12 protein-coding genes are annotated in these 15,045 nt (G+C 68.5%); 4 read left to right on the forward strand and 8 right to left on the reverse strand.

Annotated elements, in window-relative coordinates; genetic code table 11:
• Nucleotides 1–33: 33 nt before the first annotated feature.
• From CXQ96_RS04695 to CXQ96_RS04715, 5 genes are all read right to left on the reverse strand, one after another.
• Nucleotides 34–1,248 (reverse strand): NAD(P)/FAD-dependent oxidoreductase, encoded by a 1,215-nt coding sequence (locus CXQ96_RS04695; protein ID WP_104117037.1) that lies wholly within the window; start codon nucleotides 1,246–1,248, stop codon nucleotides 34–36.
• 180 nt (nucleotides 1,249–1,428) lie between these two features.
• Nucleotides 1,429–1,791 (reverse strand): hypothetical protein, encoded by a 363-nt coding sequence (locus tag CXQ96_RS04700; RefSeq protein WP_104116884.1) that lies wholly within the window; start codon nucleotides 1,789–1,791, stop codon nucleotides 1,429–1,431.
• Between the two features lie 87 nt (nucleotides 1,792–1,878).
• On the reverse strand, nucleotides 1,879–2,613 hold the full coding sequence (locus CXQ96_RS04705; RefSeq protein WP_104116885.1) for a glutamine amidotransferase: 735 nt from the start codon (nucleotides 2,611–2,613) through the stop codon (nucleotides 1,879–1,881).
• Between the two features lie 131 nt (nucleotides 2,614–2,744).
• On the reverse strand, nucleotides 2,745–4,517 hold the full coding sequence (locus CXQ96_RS04710) for an MFS transporter (RefSeq protein WP_104117038.1): 1,773 nt from the start codon (nucleotides 4,515–4,517) through the stop codon (nucleotides 2,745–2,747).
• An 89-nt stretch (nucleotides 4,518–4,606) separates the two neighbouring features.
• Entirely contained in the window at nucleotides 4,607–5,176 is a 570-nt protein-coding gene (locus CXQ96_RS04715) for a MarR family winged helix-turn-helix transcriptional regulator (protein WP_104116886.1), read from the reverse strand.
• 252 nt (nucleotides 5,177–5,428) lie between these two features.
• Between CXQ96_RS04715 and CXQ96_RS04720 the strand changes: the two genes are divergently transcribed.
• Together CXQ96_RS04720 and CXQ96_RS04725 are read left to right on the forward strand one after the other, a co-directional pair.
• Complete coding sequence (locus CXQ96_RS04720) at nucleotides 5,429–7,846, forward strand: FdhF/YdeP family oxidoreductase (protein ID WP_104116887.1); 2,418 nt, start codon at nucleotides 5,429–5,431, stop codon at nucleotides 7,844–7,846.
• 138 nt (nucleotides 7,847–7,984) lie between these two features.
• Nucleotides 7,985–9,235: an MFS transporter gene (locus CXQ96_RS04725; RefSeq protein WP_104116888.1), complete on the forward strand. Its 1,251-nt coding sequence runs from the start codon at nucleotides 7,985–7,987 to the stop codon at nucleotides 9,233–9,235.
• Between the two features lie 10 nt (nucleotides 9,236–9,245).
• Here the strand turns inward: CXQ96_RS04725 and CXQ96_RS04730 are convergent, their stop codons facing one another.
• On the reverse strand, nucleotides 9,246–9,557 hold the full coding sequence (locus CXQ96_RS04730; RefSeq protein ID WP_181036355.1) for a DUF6457 domain-containing protein: 312 nt from the start codon (nucleotides 9,555–9,557) through the stop codon (nucleotides 9,246–9,248).
• Between the two features lie 225 nt (nucleotides 9,558–9,782).
• Between CXQ96_RS04730 and CXQ96_RS04735 the strand changes: the two genes are divergently transcribed.
• On the forward strand, nucleotides 9,783–11,678 hold the full coding sequence (locus tag CXQ96_RS04735) for an adenylyl cyclase (protein ID WP_258058866.1): 1,896 nt from the start codon (nucleotides 9,783–9,785) through the stop codon (nucleotides 11,676–11,678).
• A gap of 149 nt (nucleotides 11,679–11,827) precedes the next feature.
• On the opposite strand, the gene CXQ96_RS04740 is transcribed toward CXQ96_RS04735, so the two are convergent.
• Together CXQ96_RS04740 and CXQ96_RS04745 are read right to left on the reverse strand one after the other, a co-directional pair.
• On the reverse strand, nucleotides 11,828–12,808 hold the full coding sequence (locus CXQ96_RS04740; protein ID WP_258058867.1) for a LacI family DNA-binding transcriptional regulator: 981 nt from the start codon (nucleotides 12,806–12,808) through the stop codon (nucleotides 11,828–11,830).
• Between the two features lie 65 nt (nucleotides 12,809–12,873).
• Entirely contained in the window at nucleotides 12,874–13,851 is a 978-nt protein-coding gene (locus tag CXQ96_RS04745; protein ID WP_181036356.1) for a YafY family protein, read from the reverse strand.
• A 103-nt stretch (nucleotides 13,852–13,954) separates the two neighbouring features.
• Between CXQ96_RS04745 and CXQ96_RS04750 the strand changes: the two genes are divergently transcribed.
• A complete protein-coding gene (locus tag CXQ96_RS04750; protein WP_104116891.1) occupies nucleotides 13,955–14,980 on the forward strand; it encodes an NADP-dependent oxidoreductase in 1,026 nt (341 codons plus the stop codon).
• Nucleotides 14,981–15,045: the final 65 nt, after the last annotated feature.

The raw sequence follows: 15,045 nt of genomic DNA on the forward strand, positions 1-15,045 counted from the left end.
AATTGCCGGTGAAGCGCGCACCCACTTCTGGGATCAGGCGCGGCCCTTGAGGATGAGGTTCCAGTAGACCTTCGGAAGCACGATGCGCTCGAGGAAGAACGTCAGCCTCCGCTCCCGGGCGAGGTTCTTCCACCCCGGCACAGTGGGCATGGGAGCATACTTGTCGTCGAATTCCGAGAAGACCACCGTATTCCTGCTCACCACGAAGGGGCAGGCCGAGTAGTGGTTGTACTTCGCCGTCGGCTTCCTGCCCCTGATGACCGCCCGGACGTTCTTGGCAAGGACCTTCGTCTGCATGCGCAGTGCTGCGCCGGACTTGGAGTTCAGCGTGGACGCGGCATCACCCAGGGACCAAATGGCCGGGAAACGCGTGTGCCGCAGGATGACCGGATCCACCTCGACGAAGCCGCCCGGGTTGCCCCGCGCCGGAAGGTCGGTGGTCTTCAGCCATTCCGGCGCGGACTGCGGCGGCACCGCGTGGAGGACGTCGTAGGACAGCGTCTCCGGGACGCCGGTGACGCTGTTCCTGAGCTCGACCGACCGGTTGTCCGGGTCCACGGAGGCGAGTTCGGTGCTGTAGCGGACCTCGATCCCGTATTCCTTGATCTTCCGGGTCAGCTCGTCGTCGATGATGTCCATGCCGAAGATCGTCGGCGTGGACACGGCCAGGACCACCCTGATGTCCTTGAGCACCCCAGTCTGTCGCCAGTGGTCGCACGCGAGGTACATGGGCTTCTGGGCGGCGCCGTCGCACGAGGCCGGCCCGGGCGGCTGGGTGAAGACGACCGTCCCGCTGGTGAGGTCCTTGAAGAGTTTCCAGGCCTTCGGAGCGAGTTCGTACTCGTAGTTCGATCCACCGTGCGGACCCTCCATCGCCTCCTTGAGGCCCGGCACCACCGCCCAGTCGTTCTGGATGCCGGGACACACCACGAGGTGGTCGTAGGTGACGGCGGAACCGGAGGCCAGGAGCACGGTGTTGGTGTCCGTACTGACGTCCGTCGCCTTGTCCTGGATCCAAGTGACACCCTTCGGCATCACGGCGGACTGCAGCCGGACTGCCTCCAGGGCGTCGGCTGTTCCACCTGCGATGTGCGAGAAGAGCGGCTGGTAGAAGTGGCGTTCCCGGGGCTCGATGACGGCGATGTCCTTCATCCGGTACCGGCGGAGGCGCCCGGCCAGGGACACTCCGGCATTGCCGCCGCCGATGATGAGCACCTGGTGGTGGCGTTTCTCGCCGGGCGCGGGAATGACCGGAACGGCCCGGCCCGCTGATGTGGTGCTCTTGCTGGAACCGATGACGGGTACCTCTTCCGTGTCGTCCTGCGCGGTGCTGTCCTTCGACACTACCGCCCGGCACCGACGCAGGGACAGGGACAGCGTGCCGACGAGGGAAACGATGCCCCTCGAACCAGCGGCACTGCCCTGGGCTCACCCTCCCGAGGTGTACGAGGTACTGGCTTCGCCGACCACGGCGGGCTGATGGACGCTGTGACCGGCGGCGTCCTGGCCCGGGCTCGCGAGGATGGCGAGCAGGAGATAGAAGGTCACGAACCAGACCGCGACGCCGACGCCGCGCTCTTTCCTGCGCAGCGGCCCTCGGCCTGTGCATCGATGGGCGGCCGCGGCATCGGCCGGGGGAACGGCCGGCGTCCCGTGCCGCCGGTGCAGCTCGAGCTCGCACCGGGCCCGGGTCAGTTCCTCGCGGAGCCGCTCGGCCTTCTCCGCAGCGACCCATGGCTCGTCCTGCCGGGAGCGGCGCGCCACTCCGAACGGATCTGCTGACTTCATCATCGTCGATTCCCCATGCCGTCATCGTAGGCAGGGCTTCACGCAACCGACCCTCAGCGTTGCGGCAGGATCGCCGCAGGCAAGGGCTGGTCAGTTCCGCGCGTAGCGGGTGACGAAGGCGCGGAGGATTGCCGCGGGCTGATCGACCGCCGTGGCACGTGCGCGCTCGATGTAGTCGTCCGCCTGCTCCGGCGGGAAGTAGCCGGCATGGCGGTATGTGCTGATGCGGCCCACGAGCGCGTCGACGTCGAGTTCCGGGTGGAACTGCGTCGCGTACACGTTCTGTCTCACGCGGAACATCTGCACGGGGCACGTCGCGGAGGATGCCAGCAGCACTGCACTCTCCGGCAGCGTGGCGCACGCCTCCTTGTGCCCCACGTAGGCGGCGAACGACGACGGCAGGTCCGCGAGGAGCGGGTCGGCAACGCCGTCCTCGGTAAGCGTGATCTCGACCGCGCCGATCGGCTCGGCAAAGGAGGAGTCGATGACGGCACCCTGGTGACGGCCCAGGGTCCCCACGCCGTAGCACGCACCGAAGAAGGGAAAGTCCTCGGCGACCACGCGGTCCAGCAGGCGCCCGAGCTCGTGCTCCACGCGGACCTGCACGGCACTCTTCGATTCCTCCGGATCCGAGGAATTGAAGGGACTGCCGCCCAGGAAGATCCCCGAATAATCCGCGAGGTCCAGGTCCGGAAGTTGCTCCGCCTCCAGGCGGATGCGCCTCAATCCGGCCTCGTCGAGTCCCCCGTAGCGCAGGAAGCTTCGGTACTCGGCGTCGGCGGCATAGTCTTCCGCACGGGTGGCCAGGAGGAGGAACGGTTTCACCCTCCGATGCTACTGGCTGGTCCTTCACCCAAGGATGCTCGTCCGCCACGGGAAAACGATTCCACCGATAACGGGCAGCAGGCCACCGGGGTCTCCCCCGATGGCCTGTTCCGGTTCGTGCGTGAGCCGGGCTAGCGGGCGGCGTCCGCTCCGCGCGGCACACCGGCGTCGAGCTCGGACAGTTCCTGGGCCGCGCGGTCGACGTCGCTCCTGGAGAGCGCGACCGGTCCGGCGCTGTGCCGGCCGTGCGATGGCTGCACGGCGACGACGTCGGGCTCCCCCGCCGCCTGCGTTCCGTTGACCTGACCCGATTCGGCAGCAGGGCCCCCGTCCGCGCCGGCTAGCGCAGGAGCGGCGCCGGTAGCCGCGGGTGACATCGAACCGGCCGGGCCGGCAGGGGCAGCCTGCACGAAGTCGACGGTGCGGCGCAGCGGCGCTTCCTTGATGAACAGGACGCACGCGAGGCCGATGACCGCGATGACCGCCGTGATCAGGAAGATCATGGCCGTGCTGTCACCGTAGGCGGCCCGCACTATGTCGGCGACGGGAGCGGGAAGGTCGACGAGGTCGAGCGTTCCTCCCGCCGCACCACCGGTGGTCGGGATGCCCGCCGCGGCAAGTCCCTCGGTCGTCTTGTTCTCCACCTGCGTGCCGAGGATCGCACCCAGCACGGCGACGCCGGCAGCTCCGCCCATCGAGCGGAAGAACGCGACGGAGGCACTCGCCGAGCCGATGTCCTTGACCGCCACGGTGTTCTGGACGGCGAGGACGAGGTTCTGCAGCATGAGCCCGAGGCCCATACCGAAGACGAAGGTGTAGATGCCGACGAGCCAGAGCTCGGTCAGGTGGTCGATGGTGCCGGCCAGGCCCAGGCCGGCGATGAGGAACAGGGCACCGGCGATCAGGTACCGCTTCCACTTGCCGTACTTGGTGACGAGTTGTCCCGCACCGATGGACCCCAGCAGGTTGCCCGCGATCATCGGCAGGGTCAGCAGGCCCGCCTCGGTGGGCGTGGCACCGCGGGCCACCTGGTAGTACTGGCCGAGGTAGCTCGAGCTCGCGAAGAGTGCGATCCCGACGGCGATGGAAGCGACGATCGCGAGGGCCGTGGTCCGCTCGGAGATGATCTTGAGCGGGATGACGGGCTCGGCCACCTTGGACTCCACCACGAGGAGGAGCGCCAGGAGGATCACGCTGCCCCCGACCATGAGGGCGCTCTCGCGGGAGAACCACTCGTAGTAGCCCTCCTTGCCTGCGAAGGAGACCCAGATGAGGAGGAGACTTACGCCGGCTGTCAGGAGCACCGACCCGATCCAGTCGATCCTCGCCTTGCGGCGCGTGTCCGGGAGCTTGAGGGTCACCTGCAGCAGGATCAGCGCGATGATTGCGAGCGGCACGCAGACGAAGAACGTCCAGCGCCAGCCGAGCGGTGAGTCGACGATGAAGCCGCCGAGGAGTGGTCCGCCCGCCGTCGCGACCGCCATGACGCCGCCCATGTAGCCGGAGTACCGCCCGCGCTCACGCGGGGCGATGATGGTGCCGATGATGGCCTGCGCGAGTGCTGTCAGACCGCCCATCGCAACACCCTGGATGACGCGGGCCGTGAGGAGCAGGGGGATGGTCTGCGCGAAACCGGCGAGGACCGAGCCCGCCACGAAGATGACGATGCTGACCTGCACCAGGACCTTCTTGTCGAACAGGTCGGAGAACTTGCCCCAGATCGGGGTCGTCGCGGCGTTGGCGAGCAGTGCGGCCGTGATGACCCAGGCGAAGTCCGTCTGGGAGCCGTTGAGGTCGCTCATGATCGTCGGCAGCGCGTTCGCGACGATGGTGCTGCTCAGGATCGCCGTGAATAGGCCCGCGAGCAGTCCCGTGAGTGCCTGCAGGATCTGCTTGTGGCTCATGGGCTCGTGTCCGTGGTGCTGACCGGCGGCTTTGGCCGCTGCCGGTGTCGTCGCCCCGGCGGTGTCCGCCTTGGTGGGATGGATGGCCATCAGTGTTCTTCCTTCGTGGTCTCGGACGCGGGGTCCAGGTGGCGGCCGTCGTTGCCCGTTCGGTGTGCGGTGGTGGGAAGCGGCGTCGCGACGCCCTGCGGGAGGCATTGCGCTGCCGCAGCCGGATGACCGGCAGCAGAGCGGAGAGCGGCGGTCAGGTGCTGCACGGACGACGACGCCGCCTCGGCCTCGCTCTCCGTCCAGTCGGTCAGGATCTCCCGCAACGTCTCCGCCCTGCGCTCGTAGGTCTCGGCGAGGTACTTCTCGCCCTCCTGCGACAGGGACAGGAGGCAGGCCCGGCCGTCGAGCGGATCAGGCGTACGCACGACGAACCCGTGCTGCTCGAGGTCGGCGAGCTGCCGGCTGAGGGCGGACGCACCGATCCCGAGCCTGGCAGCGAGGGCCGACGCCCTCATCGGGCCGCCGTCGCCGATGAAGAACAGGACGCCGGTGTGCGCCGGGCCCAGGTCCGAGTACTTCGTCCCCGCGGCGGTGACCCCCCGCAGAGCCCGCTGCAGGTCGAAGATGTTGTGCACCAGCTCTGCAGCGGTGTGCTGCGCTACCGACATTCCGTACTCCTGGCCTCGAATACTTCGTTGCTCTAAGTAACTGTACGCTCGTCCTTTCGTTAGGTCAACTAAGTAAAACGGCATCGGGAGGGGATACCGGCCATCGTGCCCGCTCGAGAACCGTCAACCCCACCGGCTCGCTGCGTGGAATGCTTGCGGTTCCTGCGCATACCCTGTTAGGCCTGATACACAAGGGCAGTTGGATCACCTGCTGAGGAGCGCCCACCCGGGCCGCGGAAGAGGACGTTCGCCATGACGCGCAAGGAACCCCGTGTAGAGGAAGTCGACGAAAACGACCTCAAGGTCGAGAAACGGCCGAAGGACTGGGCAGCAGGCCTTCCCGGCGTCTACTACTCCATGAAGCCCGCCATCGAGCACATGGGTGTCGAGCGGACCCTCAAGACCGTCCTCAAGATGAACCACAAGGACGGCTTCGACTGCCCGAGCTGCGCCTGGCCGGATCCGGACAAGCGGAAGACGTTCGAGTTCTGCGAGAACGGCGCGAAGGCCGTGACCTGGGAAGCGACTCCCGTCGTCATCTCCTCCGAGTTCTGGGCGGAGCACTCGATCAGCGACCTCCGCGAGCGCTCCGAGTACTGGCTCGGCATGCAGGGGCGCCTCGTCGAGCCCGTCTACAAGGCGGCCGGCGAGGATCATTACCGGCCCGTGAGCTGGGACGAAGCCATCAAGATCGTCGGCAACAAGCTGAAGAACCTGAACTCGCCGGACGAGGCGGCTTTCTACACGAGCGGCCGCACGTCCAACGAGGCGGCCTTCCTGTACCAGTTGTTCGCTCGCGGTTTCGGCACCAACAACCTGCCCGACTGCTCCAACATGTGCCACGAATCCTCCGGCTGGGCCATGGGCCAGACGATCGGCATCGGCAAGGCGACCGTCACGTTCGACGACTATGCCCACGCGGACCTCATCATCGTCATGGGCCAGAATCCGGGCACCAACCATCCCCGCATGCTCACCGAGCTCGAGGCGTGCAAGCGCAACGGCGGACAGATCGTCGCCGTGAATCCACTTCCGGAGGCCGCCCTCAAGCGCTACAAGAACCCCCAGCTCGTCCGGGGCGTGCTCGGAAAGGGCACCGAGATCGCGGACCAGTTCCTCCAGATCCGGCTCGGCGGGGACATGGCCCTCCTGCAGGCGGTGTCCAAGCGCGTCTTCGAGGCCGAGGCGAAGAACCCCGGCACGGTGCTCGACCACGCGTTCCTCGAAGAGCACTGCGAGGGCCTCGACGAGCTGCGGGAGTACCTGCTGACGCTCGATGACCAGACCGTCCTCGAGGCCACCGGGCTGCGCACCGAGGAGATCGACGAACTCGCGGCACGCTACCTCGCGGCGGACAAGGTGATCATCACCTGGGCCATGGGCATCACGCAGCAGAAGAAGGGTGTCGCCACCATCAAGGAGATGATCAACCTCCTGCTGCTGCGCGGCAACATCGGCAAGCCCGGGGCCGGTGCCTCCCCCATCCGCGGCCACAGCAACGTCCAAGGTGACCGCACCATGGGCATCTGGGAGCAGATGCCACCCACGTTCATGGACGCCCTCGGCAAGGAGTTCAACTTCGAGCCACCTCGCGAACACGGAGCAGACGCCGTCGAATCCATCCGGCGGATGCGGGACGGCAAGGTCAAGGTGCTCGTGGCGCTCGGCGGGAACCTCGTCGCGGCCATCTCCGATACCCAGGTGGCCGAGAAGGCGTTCGAGAACACGGACATGACCGTGCAGATCTCCATCAAGCTCAACCGCTCCCACCTCATCACGGGCGACGAGGCGCTGATCCTCCCCTGCAAGGGCCGCACCGAGATCGACCGCCAGGCGACGGGCGAGCAGTTCGTCTCCGTCGAGGACACCGTGTGCGCGGTGCATCCCTCCTGGGGCAGCGTGGAGCCCGTGTCCGAGAACCTGCTCTCCGAACCGGCCATCATCAGCCGGCTCGCCCGGGCGACGATCGACGGCAAGATCGACGCCGACTGGGAGGGCTTCGAGAAGGACTACGACCTCATCCGCGAGCACATCTCGCGCGTGGTCGAGGGCTGCGAGGACTACAACAGGAAGATCCGGCAGAAGGGCGGCTTCATCCTGGCCAACGGCCCGAGGGACTCGCGCACCTTCAACACACCGACGGGCAAGGCAGTGCTCACCGTCAACGACCTCGAGTACCTCGAGCGGCCCGCCGGCACGCTGATCCTGCAGTCACTGCGCGCCCACGACCAGTGGAACACCACCATCTACGGCAACAACGACCGCTACCGCGGCATCAAGAAGGGCCGGCACGTGGTGTTCATCAACCCGGAGGACATCGCGGAACTGGGGCTCAAGGACGGCCAGAACGTGGACATCCACGGCGTGCACGACGACGGCGTGCAGCGCGTGCTCCGGGCCTACCGCGTCGTCTCGTACCCGACCGCGCGAGGCTGCGCCGCCTCCTACTACCCGGAGGCGAACGTCCTCGTCCCGCTGGACCATGTGGCGCAGGGCAGCAACACACCCACGTCGAAGCAGATCATCGTCCGGTTCGAACCGAGCTCGCATGCCGCGCCCGCGGAGCACGACTCCGCAGCGACCGCCCCCGCGCCGGACGCAGAAGCGGACGGCTTCCCGACCGCGACCACCGGGGCACCGGCGAAGGAAGCGGAGGCCGCGAACGCCTGATGCTCGGGTCCGCGGGCCGCGGAGGCGGCCCCTGGACGGGCGGTGCCCGTGCGCTCGGGTGCCGGCCCGTCCGCCGTTGGCCTGGTGGGGAGCCCCAGTAGACTGCTCCGGTCACAGCGACCACGAGGGGCGGACCGGATGGATCAGCAACAGGACCAGCAGCGTCGCGTCATCCGGGTCCTCGTCGTCGCCCAGGTCCTGGGCGGCGTCGGTGCGGGGGCGACACTGTCCCTCGGAGCGTTGCTCGCTGCCGAGACCTCGGGCTCGAGCGCCTGGTCCGGAATGGCCGCGACGATGGCGACGCTCGGGGCGGCCGCAGCCGCCGTTCCCCTCGCGTCCCTCGCACAACGCAGGGGACGCAGCGTCTCTCTCGCGACGGGCGCACTCCTCGCCGGGTGCGGGGCACTGCTCGCCATCACGGCGGCGTCGCTGGCGCTCTTCCCACTCCTGCTCGTCGCCCTGGTGCTCCTCGGCGCCGGGTCCGCCACCGGGCTGCAGGCCCGGTTCGCGGCCACCGACCTCGCAACGGACGCGACCCGCGGACGCAGCCTCGCCGTCGTCGTGTGGTCCACCACGGTGGGCGCCGTTCTCGGCCCGAACCTCTTCGAGCCCGGCGAGGCCGTGGCCGGGTACCTGGGGATCCCGCCGCTCAGCGGAGGCTTCGTGTTCTCGGCCGCTGCGCAGGCCGCGGCCGCCGCCGTGTACCTCCTGGGTCTGCGCCCGGACCCGCTGCTGACCGCCCTGCGGCATCAGGCCGCCGCGCGTCCGGCAGGCAGTGCTCCTCCGCAGAAGCGGCGCGGGCTGACCATCCTCGCCCGCACTCCGGCCGCACGCTTCGCCGTCGTGAGCATCGCGGTCAGTCACGGGGCGATGGTTGCCGTGATGTCCATGACGCCGGTGCACCTGCACGATCACGGGGCCGGGCTCACGGTCGTGGGCCTGACCATCAGCCTGCACGTGGCCGGGATGTACGCACTCTCACCGGTTTTCGGATGGATCGCCGACCGCGCGGGGAGGACCCAAGGCATCCTGGCCGGGGAGGTGCTGCTGCTCGCGGCACTGCTCATAGCCTGGCGTGGCTCGGAATCCGAAGCGTGGGTGACGGTGAGCCTGATCCTCCTCGGCCTCGGTTGGTCGGCCGTCATAGTCTCTGCCTCGGCGCTCCTCGCCGGAGCGGTCGACGTCGGCGAGCGCGCGCCCGTGCAGGGGTCCTCGGACCTCGTCATGAACCTTGCCGGCGCCCTTGGCGGCGCGCTCGCCGGCCCGGCGCTCGTACTGCTGGGCTACCCGGGCCTCGGCCTGGTGACAGCGGTGCCCGTCGCCGTCGTGCTGCTGTGGACCGTGACGCGCCTGGCCCGAGCCCGGTCGCGGACTCCCGCGCCGGCGTAGGGGCAAGAATCTACTGCGCCGAGCCCGTCCAGCCCTTCTCCTCCTGGGTTTCCTCGTCCTTCCGGATGACCGTCAGCACCGTCTTCACCGCTTTCTCGACGGCAGCGCTCGTCTCCTCGCGGCCGTCCGTCGTGACGGTGCCCGCCGCGTAGCCGACCAGGAAGGCACTGATTGCTCCGGCATGGGGCGAGCGGTAGGTGGAGCGCTCTGCCAGCTCGACGATCCTCGGATGATCGACTTCGAGGTCGAGGATCTGCAGTGCCTGGGCCAGCGTCCGGCTCCACTCGCTGAGGGCGCGCTCTTCGTCGTCGGGCGTTGCCATGGTGTCTCCTCCGGTTGGGTGCAGTCCTGGCTGCCGGCCGTGCCGGCAACGCTGCTCCAAGCTGTACCACCGGCCCGGTTGGCCTTCAAGAGCCGGGTGACGAACGGGGTTCCTCGGCTTTCCTTGACTTCGTCCCGCTCGGGGGATGTAATTCCTTCACGGCTTGGTGACACGATTCACCAGCACTCGCAGCAGGACCACCTCGACGGAGAGGAACCGTTCAGCATGACCATCCCCCACCTCGCGCCGACCGGAAGCACCCGCATGGCGGCAGCGCTCGGCGTCACGATGCTCCTGGCCACCGGCTCGGGAGTCTCAGCCGTCGCAGCACCTCCCCTGGACCCGGCGAGCACCGCGCCCGTCGCCACGAAGAAGGCACCCTCCACCTCAACGCCGGACTTCGGCCCCAAGGTCACGATTTTCGACCCGAGCATGCCGGTGAGCGAGATCCAGGCAGCGGTCGACGAGGTGAATGCCCGGCAGATCGACAACGAGATGGGCACCGAACGCGAGGCCCTCCTGTTCCTGCCGGGCACCTACGGCACGGATGCCGAACCGCTCCAGATCAAGGTCGGCTACTACACCGAGGTCTCCGGACTCGGTGCATCGCCTTCCGATGTCACCATCAACGGGAAGATCGAGGTCTACAACCGCTGCCTCGAGAACAACGGCACCGCCAACTGCATCGCGCTCAACAATTTCTGGCGGACGCTCTCGAACCTGACCCTGAAGGTCAACGGCGCCGGCCAGGACGCCTGCCGGGCGGGAGCGAACTTCTGGGCCGTGTCGCAGGCCGTGTCCCTCCGACGCGTCGACGTCACCGGCGGAACCCTCTCGCTCATGGACTACTGCACTGCCGGGCCGCACTTCGCGAGCGGTGGCTACATCGCCGACTCGAAGGCGGGCACGATCGTCAACGGGTCGCAGCAGCAGTGGCTGACCCGCAACAGCCAGATCGGCAGCTGGTCCAACGGCGTCTGGAACGCCGTCTTCTCCGGCACCGAGGGCGCCCCCGAGGATGATACGTTCCCCGCTCCCCCCTACACGACGCTCGACCAGACGCCGGTCAGCCGGGAGAAGCCGTATCTGTTCGCCGACGCTGCCGGTTCGTACAGCGTGCGCGTGCCCGCAGCCCAGGTGAACTCGCGCGGCATCTCGTGGGACGAGGGCACGACGGCGGGGCGCACCATCCCGCTGTCCGAGTTCTTCGTGGCACGCCCGGGCGATTCCGTGCAGGCCATCAACAACGCGCTGGCCCGCGGCAAGCACCTCCTCCTCACGCCGGGCGTGTACGACATCGCCCAGACCATCGCCGTGAAGCGGGCCGACACCGTGGTGCTCGGGCTCGGCCATGCGACCCTGACGGCGGTGGACGGTGCGACGCCGATGCGCGTAGCCGACGTGCCCGGCGTCGTCGTCGCGGGCGTCACGATCGACGGCGGCACCGTCAACTCACCCGTCCTGCTGCAGGTCGGAACGAAGAACGGGAACAACGGCGCCAAGCACAACAACCCCGCGAACCCGACGACACTGAGCGACGTCTACTTCCGGATCGGTGGCCCGCACGTAGGCAAGGCCGACGTCAGCCTCGAGATCAACAGCGACGACGTCCTGATCGACCACACCTGGGTCTGGCGTGCCGACCACGGCAACCCGGGCTCATTCGGCTGGGATGTCAGCACCGGGCGTAACGGCGTGATCGTGAACGGCGACAACGTGACGGCCACGGGCCTGTTCGTCGAGCACTACCAGGAGTACAACGTCATCTGGAACGGCGAGAACGGCCGCACGGTCTTCTTCCAGAACGAACTCCCCTACGACCCGCCCAACCAGGCGGCATGGCAGCACGACGGCGTCCTCGGCTGGGCCGGCTACAAAGTAGCGGACGACGTCCGGAACCACACGCTGTGGGGCGGTGGCTCGTACGTCTTCACCAACGTGGATCCGAGCATCCACGCCACCCGTGGCTTCGAGGTGCCGAACACACCCGGCGTCGTGCTGAACCACCTGCTGACGGTCAATCTCGGTGCCGGCACGATCGATCACGTGGTGAACGACACCGGCGCTCCCGTCAGCAACGCGAACACCGGGACGCCGAGCTACGTGGTGCGCTACCCGTAGGCGTCGGCAGCAGGGCTGGGAAGGGGTCGGGGCGGCGCTCCGGCCCCTTCCTGCGCTCGAGGGCGCAGCGGCTGCCTGCTCTCCCGATCGATGGCGGTACCCAAGCATCGGGTTGGCGACGTGCGTGACGCGCCTGCCGGGCCTCGGGGTCAGGCCGAGTCCCGCTCCACCAGGCGCAGTCCGTGGCCGGGGTGCTCGGGCTTCACCATGGAGTCATCGAGATCCGCCAGCACGAGCGCGGCGAGGTAGCGGGCCTGCACCTCGATCGACTGGGAGACCGTCGTGAGCGGAGGCGCCGCGAGCCGTGCGGCAGGCACGTCGTCCACGCCCACCACGGCGCAGTCCCCCGGGCAGGAGAGGCCCATTGCGCGTATCCCCGCCAGGACCGCGAGCGCGACGTCGTCGTTGTAGGCGGCGACGGCGGTGACCCCCTGTCCGCGCCACTCGCGTACGCAGGCTGCTGCGGCGTGAGCGTCGAGGGCGACGGGCAGCACGACCGGTGCGGCAAGACCGAGCTCGGTGCAGGCGCGCTGGACGCCCAGAAGTCGGTCGCGCGCGAACACCTCGAGCCGCGGATCCGTGGGCCAGGCGTACCCGATCCGCGCCGGGTCGCGCCCAGCGAGACGCCCCACCTGCAGAGCCCCGATCTCCAGCTGGCTCTCCGCCGGCAGGGCGGGGTCCGGCTGGTGCTCCTCGCCGAGGGTCCCGAGCACCTGGATGCCGGCCTGGCGCATGGCGAGGAGATCGTCCTCGTCGAACGGCGCGAACCCGATCACGGCCCTGGGTGTCACGGCCCGCCACAGGTCGTTGAGTGGGCGGCTGCCCCTGCCGTGATGCACGAGGACGGACAGGCCACGGCCTGACAACTCATCCGCGAGCTCGTCCAGCAGCGTCTCGATCACAGGGCCGACCGGCCAGTCCGGCAGGATGCACAACACGAGGTCGCTGCGGCCGGTCCGCAGGGCGCGGGCAGCCGCTGACGGCGCGTAGCCGAGCCGCACGGCGGTGTCCCGCACCCGCCGTCGGGTCTCCTCCGAGATGTTGACGCCCTCGCGCCCGGTGAGCACATAGCTGACGGTGGTGCGGGAGACACCGCTCTCCCGCGCCACGTCAGCGCTCGTGATTCCCACCACCGATCACCCTTCCGGCCTGTACGTCGTGACTGTCAGTGTAGGACGGGCACGACGGCGGCGGCTCAGCGGCCGCGGCGCGCTGTCCTCGCTGCCTGGTCCGCAACCTCGCCGAAGGCCTGTGCCAGCGCCGGTGGCGCGATGACGGTGATGTCCCGTCCGGTGAGCAGCAACCACCGGGCGATGGATTCGTAGCTGTCCGCCCCCGCGTCCACGATGCAGGTGCGCGGTGTCTCCTCGACCACGGTGCCCCAGGCGGGTGAGATCCAGTGCGCGACGTCGGCTCTGGGCGCATGAACCCGGACGGTCGCCGTTACCCGTTGCCAACCCCTGGACACGGCGCGGCCCACGTAGCCGTCGAGGTCCTCCGACGGTGGCTGACGTGCCTGGGACGTGAGCGCTGTGAGCTCGACGTCGGCCATGCGATCGACGCGGAGTATCGCCCAATCATCGTCCTGGAGGCAGTAGGCGAGGAGGTACCAGCGCTTCATGGTGTGGACCAGATGAAGAGGTTCGAGCTGCCGTGCCCTGCGGGTGCCGCCGTGGTGCCGGTAGGTGCACGTGACCTGCCGACGGCTGCGACATGACCGGCTCAGCAGCACGAGCATCCAAGCATCGGTGGTCGGCGCATCCGGGGTGATGGGCTGCCCGAGATCGATGGTCGTGGTGTGGGCCGCCAGTGCCTTCGCTCCGGCCCTGACCGGTCGGGGCAGGACCTGGTGCAGCTTCTCGAGCGCTGTTGCAGCGTGCCCGGACGCGCCGGCATCGACGTCGGAAGCGTGGCGGAGGGCCAGGAGGACCGCGGTGGCCTCGTCGACGCTGAACATGACGGGAGGCAGCACGGCCCCCTTCTCGAGCGTGTATCCACCGCCGATGCCCTTCACCGTGATCACGGGGTAGCCGAGGTTGCGCAGCCTGACGACGTCCCGGCTGATGGTGCGGGACGTCACGGCCAGTTCCTCGCAGAGGGCGTCGGCGCTCCAGCCCTCGTGTCGCTGAAGCAGGGAGAGAAGTTTCAGGAGCCGTTCGGAGGTGTCCCACATAGGTCCCATCCTGCCCGCCCTATCGGACAGGAGCTGTCCGCTGGTGCTCCTACGGTGGGTGCCGTCCGGACTTTCCCGGTACCCCTAGAGCAAGGTGACCCTCGTGCCGTCTTCCCCAGCTGCGCCCACCCGTGACGTCGTCCTCGCCCGGCATCGCCCGGGACCGGGAACCCTCCCCTCATCCTGTGTCCACCTGCAGGACCGCCCGTGGTCCCCGCTGCGGCCCGGGCAGGTGAGGGTCCGCAACGAGTTCCTGCAGGTCACGGCTGTCATGGCCGACCTGATGAGCGAGGAGCCCGGGCTGCCGATGCCCGCCTACGCCCTGCACGAGGCGTTGTGGGGCGGTGCTGTCGGGACCGTCACCGAATCCGCGGCCGACCTGCCGGTGGGTACCGTCGTCCAGCACATGAAGGGCTGGCAGGAGGAGTGCGTGGACGAGGCCCCGGTCTTCTACCCGATACCCCTCCAGTACCTGCCGGGCAGGGAGTACGTCCTCAACCAGGGAGTGACCGCCTACCACGGAATGGTCGACGTCGCCGGCGTGGGTGCCGGCGACGTGGTGTTCGTGAGCGGGGCGGCAGGCGGCGTCGGTTCCCTGGCGGGGCAGATCGCGAAGGCACGCGGCGCCTCCACGGTCATCGGCAGCACCGGCAGCGCCGAGAAGGTCCGGTACCTCGTCGACGACCTCGGCTTCGACGCCGCGATCAACTACAGGGACGGACGTATCGCGGAGGAGCTCGCGGAGCTTGCACCCCAGGGCATCGACGTCTTCTTCGACACCGTCGGCGGTGTCCAGTTCGAAGCAGCCGTGCACGCGGCCGCACCCGACGCGCGGTTTGCCCTGTGCGGCGCGCTGGCCGGCCAGGTCGGCGGAGGCACTGAAAGCGCACCACGACTGGACATCATGACGGCGATCGTCAAGCAACTCGTCATCCGCCCCTTCTCCACCCTCCACACACCCGAACAGCTGGCGGCATGGGGCTCCCACTACGGTCAGTGGCTCGCCGAAGGCAGAATCGTCTTTCCGCACACGATCGTCGACGGCGGACTCGCGGTGGCCCCGGACGTCTTGGACGGACTCCTCGAGGGCCGCTACCGAGGCAACGTCCTCGTGCGCCTGCACGACTGAACCTCGCCAAAAGAGCGGGGCGGGCTCTTGACTCCGACCTGGCTTAATGGTTCGTTAGTTCAGTA

Source organism: Arthrobacter sp. B1805 (assembly GCF_002929745.1).
Taxonomy (GTDB): domain Bacteria; phylum Actinomycetota; class Actinomycetes; order Actinomycetales; family Micrococcaceae; genus Arthrobacter_D.

Bases quoted from the DNA above. Each gene is read 5' to 3' on its own strand.
- CXQ96_RS04700 (WP_104116884.1), bottom strand. From the start codon at position 1,791: ATGATGAAGTCAGCAGATCCGTTCGGAGTGGCGCGCCGCTCCCGGCAG.
- CXQ96_RS04710 (WP_104117038.1), bottom strand. From the start codon at position 4,517: ATGAGCCACAAGCAGATCCTGCAGGCACTCACGGGACTGCTCGCGGGC.
- CXQ96_RS04715 (WP_104116886.1), bottom strand. From the start codon at position 5,176: ATGTCGGTAGCGCAGCACACCGCTGCAGAGCTGGTGCACAACATCTTC.
- CXQ96_RS04720 (WP_104116887.1), top strand. From the start codon at position 5,429: ATGACGCGCAAGGAACCCCGTGTAGAGGAAGTCGACGAAAACGACCTC.
- CXQ96_RS04725 (WP_104116888.1), top strand. From the start codon at position 7,985: ATGGATCAGCAACAGGACCAGCAGCGTCGCGTCATCCGGGTCCTCGTC.
- CXQ96_RS04730 (WP_181036355.1), bottom strand. From the start codon at position 9,557: ATGGCAACGCCCGACGACGAAGAGCGCGCCCTCAGCGAGTGGAGCCGG.
- CXQ96_RS04735 (WP_258058866.1), top strand. From the start codon at position 9,783: ATGACCATCCCCCACCTCGCGCCGACCGGAAGCACCCGCATGGCGGCA.
- CXQ96_RS04745 (WP_181036356.1), bottom strand. From the start codon at position 13,851: ATGTGGGACACCTCCGAACGGCTCCTGAAACTTCTCTCCCTGCTTCAG.